The organism is Actinoplanes sp. NPDC051633, assembly GCF_040681735.1.
Lineage (GTDB): Bacteria > Actinomycetota > Actinomycetes > Mycobacteriales > Micromonosporaceae > Actinoplanes.
In genome coordinates, this window is record NZ_JBFAZH010000339.1 from 1 (window position 1) to 6,928 (window position 6,928).

7 protein-coding genes are annotated in these 6,928 nt (G+C 70.4%); 3 read left to right on the forward strand and 4 right to left on the reverse strand.

All coding sequences use genetic code 11. The annotated features are described in order from the left end of the window. From rhaS to rhaI, 3 genes are all read left to right on the forward strand, one after another. A partial coding sequence (rhaS, locus tag AB0M20_RS19760; protein ID WP_364300054.1) for a rhamnose ABC transporter substrate-binding protein occupies positions 1 to 1,025 on the forward strand: 1,025 nt, incomplete at its 5' end. Between the two features lie 7 nt (positions 1,026 to 1,032). Further along, complete coding sequence (locus AB0M20_RS19765; RefSeq protein WP_364300056.1) at positions 1,033 to 1,350, forward strand: L-rhamnose mutarotase; 318 nt, start codon at positions 1,033 to 1,035, stop codon at positions 1,348 to 1,350. Next, entirely contained in the window at positions 1,347 to 2,513 is a 1,167-nt protein-coding gene (rhaI, locus tag AB0M20_RS19770; protein ID WP_364300058.1) for an L-rhamnose isomerase, read from the forward strand. The genes AB0M20_RS19765 and rhaI overlap by 4 nt, the downstream gene beginning before the upstream one ends. Positions 2,514 to 2,534: 21 nt before the next feature. Here the strand turns inward: rhaI and AB0M20_RS19775 are convergent, their stop codons facing one another. The 4 genes from AB0M20_RS19775 to AB0M20_RS19790 form a co-directional block, all read right to left on the reverse strand. Beyond that, positions 2,535 to 3,827, reverse strand: a complete 1,293-nt coding sequence (locus AB0M20_RS19775) for a methyl-accepting chemotaxis protein (RefSeq protein WP_364300060.1) — start codon at positions 3,825 to 3,827, stop codon at positions 2,535 to 2,537. 82 nt (positions 3,828 to 3,909) lie between these two features. Continuing rightward, positions 3,910 to 5,466: a glycosyltransferase family 39 protein gene (locus tag AB0M20_RS19780; protein ID WP_364300062.1), complete on the reverse strand. Its 1,557-nt coding sequence runs from the start codon at positions 5,464 to 5,466 to the stop codon at positions 3,910 to 3,912. Continuing rightward, on the reverse strand, positions 5,463 to 6,467 hold the full coding sequence (locus tag AB0M20_RS19785; RefSeq protein WP_364300064.1) for a glycosyl hydrolase: 1,005 nt from the start codon (positions 6,465 to 6,467) through the stop codon (positions 5,463 to 5,465). The genes AB0M20_RS19780 and AB0M20_RS19785 overlap by 4 nt, the downstream gene beginning before the upstream one ends. After that, positions 6,464 to 6,928, reverse strand: a 465-nt coding sequence (locus AB0M20_RS19790; RefSeq protein ID WP_364300066.1) for a hypothetical protein, incomplete at its 5' end; no start/stop codon positions are given. The genes AB0M20_RS19790 and AB0M20_RS19785, both read right to left, overlap by 4 nt.

Genomic DNA, 6,928 nt, shown 5'->3' on the forward strand with positions numbered 1-6,928 from the left:
TGCTCGGCGCCGGCGCCTGCGGCGGCACGACGCGGGATAACTCCGGCGACTCCGGCTCGGCGGCGCAGTCCGGCGCCAGCGCCGACCCGGGCGCCAAGCTCAAGGAGGGCGTCAAGATGGCCTTCCTGCCCAAGCAGCTCAACAACCCGTACACCGACGTGGAGGTCGGCGGCGGCAAGGTGGCGCTCGGGGAGCTCAAGGGCGAGTACAAGCTGACCGGGCCCAACGACGCCAGCGCCTCGTCGCAGGTGTCCTACATCAACACGCTGATCCAGCAACAGCAGGACGTCATCGCGATCGCGGCCAACGACCCGAACGCGGTGTGCCCGTCGCTGAAGCAGGCCCGGGCGGCGAAGATCAAGATCGTCGGGTTCGACTCGGACGCCGCCAAGGACTGCCGCGACGTCTTCATCAACCAGGCCACCACGCAGGGCATCGGTGAGAGCCTGGTGAAGATGGCGAGCGCGCAGGCCGGCCCGGCCGGCGGCGAGATCGCGATCCTGTCGGCCACGCCGAACGCGACGAACCAGAACGCCTGGATCGAGGTCATGAAGACCGAGCTGGCCAAGCCGGAGAACAGCAAGCTGAAGCTGGTCAAGACCGCCTACGGCAACGACGACGACCAGAAGTCGTTCCAGGAGGCGCAGGGCCTGCTGCAGTCGTACCCGAATCTCAAGGTGATCGTCGCGCCGACCACGGTGGGCATCGCGGCCGCCGGGCGCTACGTGAGCAGCTCGAGCTACAAGGGCAAGGTCGCGGTCACCGGGCTGGGCCTGCCCAACCAGATGCGCGAGTACGTGAAGGACGGCACGGTCAAGGTGTTCGCCCTGTGGAACCCGGCCGACATCGGCTACCTGGCCGCCTACGCGGGCGTCGCGCTCGCCTCCGGCCAGATCAGCGGCGCCGAGGGTGAGAGGTTCAAGGCCGGCAAGCTCGGCGACTACACGGTCGGCAAGGACGGCGAGATCGTGCTCGGCCCGCCGACCGAGTTCACCCCCGAGAACATCGACCAGTTCAACTTCTGAGGCCGACATGCCGCGCTACTGCTTCCAGCTCCAGGTCCGGCCCGACCGGATCGATGAGTACGTGGCGCGGCACCGAGCCGTGTGGCCGGAGATGCAGGACGCTCTCCGGTCCACCGGCTGGCGCAACTATTCGCTCTTCCTCCGTGACGACGGCCTGCTCATCGGGTATGTCGAGGCGGACGACCTAGCAACGTCCCAGGCGGCAATGGAGGCGCTGGACGTCAACACCCGTTGGCAGGCCGAGATGGCGGAGTTCTTCGCGGGCACCACACCCACGGAGGGCTTCCCGCTGCTCGAAGAGGTTTTTCACTTGGAGTCACCATGACCGACATCGCCGCCGTCAAGCGGGCGCTGACCGCCCAGCGCATCGAGACGCCGTCCTGGGCGTTCGGCAACTCCGGCACCCGCTTCAAGGTGTTCGCCCAGCCGGGCGTCCCCCGCTCGCCGGAGGAGAAGATCGCCGACGCGGCCGTCGTGCACCAGCACACCGGCGTCGCGCCGACCGTCGCCCTGCACATCCCGTGGGACAAGGTGGACGACTACGCGGCGCTGGCCGAGTACGCCGCCTCTCTCGGCGTCAAGATCGGCGCCATCAACACCAACGTCTTCCAGGACGACGACTACAAGCTGGGGTCGGTCACCAACCCCGACCCGGGGATCCGGCGCAAGGCCACCGACCACCTGCTCGAGGCGGTCGACATCATGGACCGGACCGGGTCGCGCGACCTGAAACTGTGGTTCGCCGACGGCATCAACTACCCGGGCCAGGACGACCTGCGCAACCGGCAGGACCGGCTGCACGCGGCGCTGCGCGAGGCGTACGACCGGCTCACCGGCGACCAGCGGATCCTGCTGGAGTACAAGCTCTTCGAGCCGGCCTTCTACGCCACCGACGTGCCGGACTGGGGCACGTCTTACGCCCACTGCATCGAGCTGGGCGAGCGGGCGACCGTCTGCATCGACACCGGTCACCACGCGCCCGGCACCAACATCGAGTTCATCGTGGCGTTCCTGCTGCGGCAGAACAAGCTCGGCGCGTTCGACTTCAACAGCCGCTTCTACGCCGACGACGACCTGATGGCCGGCGCCGCCGACCCGTTCCAGCTGTTCCGCATCATGTACGAGATCGTCCGCGGGGACGCGCTGGACCCGGCGTACGGGATCAACTTCATGCTCGACCAGTGCCACAACATCGAGACGAAGATCCCGGCGATCATCCGCTCGGTGATGAACATCCAGGAGGCCACCGCCAAGGCGCTGCTGGTCGACCGGGACGCGCTCGCCAAGGCACAGAACGACGGCGACGTGCTGGCCGCCAACGGGGTGTTGATGGACGCGTACAACACCGACGTGCGCCCGCTGCTGGCCGAGGTCCGCACCGACGCCGGCCTGGATCCGGACCCGATCGCGGCCTACCGCCGCAGCGGATACCAGGAGCGCATCGTCGCCGACCGGGTGGGCGGCGAGCAGGCCGGCTGGGGCGCCTAGGGCTGTTCTGCGGATCGAGGTTCAGGCGCTGCGGCGGGCGTCGGCGATCAGGCGGTCGAGGCCGGCGAGGACCTCCTTGCCTGCCGTGGACGCCGTGGAGACCTGGCGGGCGATCTCGGCCAGGACCGACGCCTGCTCCTCGACCGACGCGGCGATCGCCACCTGCACCTCGCTGATCTCGTTGACCGCCGACGTGGTGGAGGCGAACCCGCCGGCCGCAGCCTCGGTCTGACCGGTGATCGCGCCGATCACGCCGTTCACCCGGCTGGCCGAGGTGGCCGTCTCGTTGGCGAGCTGCTTGACCTCACTCGCCACCACCGCGAAGCCCTTGCCCATCTCGCCGGCTCGCGCGGCCTCGATGGTGGCGTTCAGCGACAGCAGGTTGGTCTGACCGGCGAGCTGCGCGATCAGCGAGTTCACCTCGGCGATCTCGGACACCGAGGTCTGCAGGCCGGTCATCCGCTCGGTGGCGTCGTCGGCGACCTCGCGGCCGGTCGCGGCGATCCCGGCCGCCTGGGTGGACCGCCGGGCGATGTCCTGCACGGCGGCCGCCAGCCCGGACAGCTCCCGGTCCACGGCGGCGACGGCGTCGATCGCCGCCCGCGCGCCCTCGGCCACCTCGGCGGCGTGCCGGGCGGTCCGCGCCGACTCCTGCACGGCCCGGGCGGCGCGCTCCTGCTCCGCCTCGACCTCGCGGGCCTTCGCGGCGCGGTCGGCCTCGTCGCGCTCCCGCAGGGCCAGCGCGGCCTCCTCGGCCAGCCGCTCCCCCTCGCGCTCGGCCTGCTCAGCGAAGTGCCAGAAGATCAGGATCCCGGCGACCTCGAGGACCACCGCGCCGGAGTGGATGGCGACCATGACCAGTGCCTCGTGGTGGTCCACCATCATGCCGAAGACCCGCGCGGGGGCGAGGATGCCCACCGTCGCGTGGTGCACGACGACGAAGACCAGCGCCCACACCAGCGGCGCCCAGCGCTGGTAGAGCGCGACGAACACCAGGATCGCGTAGAGGTGCAGGTGGGAGTCGACGCGGCCGCCGGACAGCTCGATGAAGACGAAGGTGGACATGATCAGGCCGAGGCTGGCCACCGTGGAGCGGCCGCTCCGAGTGCGTGGCAAGGAGGTGCACGCGGCCGTGGCGGCGATCAGCGCGGTCAGCAGCACCGTCTCGAAGAGCGGCGCCGGGCCGGCCAGCCCGACCAGCAGCAACGCGGGAACGTGGCCCCAGAGCAGTCGCACCACGACGCGGTGCCGGGCGGTCCAGGAGTCGTCGGTCAGCCGGGCGCCACGCGGCAGCCGCGCGAGCGGAGTCGTCACGCAGACCCCATCGGCCACTCGGCCCGGCCGCTGAGTTTCCGGCGTTCCGCCACGCGCGGCCGCCCGGCCGTGATATCAGCCGTTACGAGCCGGGTGCCTTGCGGGTCAGCAGGACCACCCGGATCCGCGGGAACTGCTGCACCTCGCCGGCGCTGAAGTCGTGGTCGAGGATGGCGGCCGCGGCCGGCTTCATGCCCTCCCACGGCTGTTTGCCGGTGCCGGTGCTGAGCAGCCACAGCCGTTTGTTGCCGGAGAGGCAGGGCGCCGGGTCGGGGCACTCCTCGGCGCCGAAGCGGCCCACCTGGGCCGCCGTGCGGGTCAGCAGCACGTCCTTCGGGGCCCGGCCGGTGCGGGTCTCGGCACGCAGTTCGTACTCGGCCGCGGTGCGGGCCAGGTGGGTGCGGAAGCGGTCGTTGTAGACGATGCCGTCGCCCGGCTGGGTCTTCGCGGCGATGTACGCGAACGCCGGGGCGTACCCGGGCTGGCCCTTGACCGGGCTGGTCCGCACCTCCCGGTAGCCGTCGACCGCCAGGTAGGCCAGGCCGGGCAGCACGAGCGCGGCGCTCAGCATCCAGCGGGCGCCGGCCTTCTTGGCGCCGTACGGCCCGAACAGGAAGACGATCGCGCCGGCCGCCAGCAGCGTGAACGCCGGCAGGGTGAACAGCACGTAGCGCGCCGCCAGCAGGTGCAGGACCGGCGAGCTGGCGTAGATGAACAGGATCGGGACGGCCGCCCAGGCGAGCAGCAGCACCGTGCCGGCGCGGGACTTGCGCCAGAGCAGCACCGCGCCGAGCAGGGCCAGCAGGATCACGGCGTAGGCCAGGTGGTCGGCCAGGAACAACCGGGCCGGCAGCTCGACCGGAGCCCGCTTGTCGTCGGCCAGCCAGGACACCTGGCCGGACTGCCGGGACGCCAGCGCCGGCAGCGGGATCACGACGAGGCAGGCGCCGGCGGCCGCGCCGGCGAACCGCCAGCGGCGGATCTCGTCCGTTGACCGGGTGGCAAGGAGCGCGTAGAGCAGGTGGGCGCCGAGCACGGCGAAGGACAGGAAGTGGCCCAGGCCGGCCAGTGCGAGGGTCAGCGCGTATGAGAACCAGCGCGGCCAGGTCGGCCGCTCCACGGCCCGCAGCAGAAACCAGGTGGAGACCGTGACCAGCATGGTGACCAGCGCGTACGACCGGACCTCCTGCGCGTACCGGGAGATCGACGGGATCAGCGCGAGCAGCAGGCCGCCGACCACGCCGACCCGGGTCCCGGCCAGCCGCCGGCCGATCAGCGTGGCCGCCGCGGCGGTGACCACCATCGCGGCCAGCGACGGGATCCGCAGGGTCAGCAGAGAGTCGCCGGCCACCGCGACCCAGCCGCGCATCACCACGTAGTAGAAGGCGTGGACCAGGTCCACGTTGGTGAGCATGCGGCCGAGATCGCTCCACGACATGGCGACGGCATGCCAGGTGACGTACTCGTCCTCCCACAGCGCCCGGGTGCCCGCCTGCCGGTAGACGACGGCCGCGGTGACCAGGGCGGGCAGCAACGCCCAGAAGGCGGTGCCGCGCGATCGCTCGCCCGTGGCGCGGTGGCTGATCGGCTCGGCGCGGAACGTCTGCACGTCGCCGGGCGGGGTGACGCTCGAGGTCATCGGACCGTGAACCCGTAGACCTTCTTGGCCCCGCCCTTGCGCAGCGCCCGGACTGCCGCGGAATCCTGGTCGATCTTCCAGCGCGCCGAACCGTTCTGGTTGAAGTAGACGAACCCGAGCATGTCGTCGTCCTCGGCCACGCCGCCGGTGAGCTCGCCGATCCACTCGGGACGGCTGCCGCCGGGCTCGGCGCCGGTCTCGACGATGAGGAACGGCTTGTCGGTGAACTTGCGCACCTGCTTCTTCGTCGGCCCGAAGAGCTCGTCGTAGGTGTTCTTGCCCTTGCGCGTGAAGTAGCCGTCGATGCCGATCCAGTCGACGTACTTGTCGCCCGGATACAGCGGCTTGAGCTTCACGCCGGGCACCGGGTTGATCACGTTGGGCGTCCAGGTCCAGATGACGTTGGTGGCGTCGGCCTTCTCGAACAGACCGTGGATGTGCCGCCACGCGGCCACGAAGTCGGCGGCCTTGTTCTTGCCGGCGCCCCACGAATACCAGCCGCCGTTCATCTCGTGCGCGAAGGTGAGCACGATCGGCACGTTCACCGTGCGCACGGCGGTGGCGAACCGGGTGATGTACGCGTCCTGCTTGCCGGCGGCGATGTCCTTGAGCTTGGGCCTGAACGGCTCCCACCGGATCACCGGCAGCGCGCCGTTCTGGTACGCCTCCCGCGCCTGGCTGGCGGCGAACTCGTCGTCGAAGCTCTCGAAGACGGTCAGCATGTTGGGCTTCTTGCCGACCCGCTCGGTGTAGCCGGCCACGTTGTCCGCCGCCGTCGGGGCGCCGCCCAGCGCCACGCCGAAATACTTGCCGGACGGCTCGATCAGGTGCGAGACGTCGAAAGCCGGCACCGGCGCGGCACTGGGCGCCGCGGCGGCACCAATCGCGCCGCCGCGGGCCTGAGCCGGCCCCGCGGACAGGTCGAGGTCGCGCGCCACGCTGAACTCGACAACCGCCAGCGACAGGATCACCGCACCGGCGATCAGGTGCTTGGTCCTCACGCCGGCAGCACCTCGGCGCGGTCCTTGTCGGGGTCGATGAGCAGCGCCTGGGCCACGATGGTGAGGAAGAACATGCCGGTCAGGAACAGAGGTGTGTAGGTCAGCGCGTCCTTCGTCAGCATCCGGTAGGCGGCCCCGCCGACCCAGAGCAGCGCCGTCCCGCCCGTCCACAGCCGCATCGCGAGCCACAACCGCCGGGTCTTGCTCTTCTTCTTGGTGCCGCCGGTCGGCTGCCAGCCCATCCGGCGGCCCCGGATGATGTCGACCACCGCGTAGAAGTGCGACCAGCCGTAGATCATCTTGACCGTCCAGCTGTCCAGGCCGTACCGGCACTTGTGCCAGAGCGGGAACAGCACCAGGTTGTAGACGATGCTCGGCAGGATCAGCAGGTAGTTGGCCAGGCCGACGTTCTGCGGGAAGACCAGCAGCATGATCAGCGGCACCACCGGCGCGAAGACGGC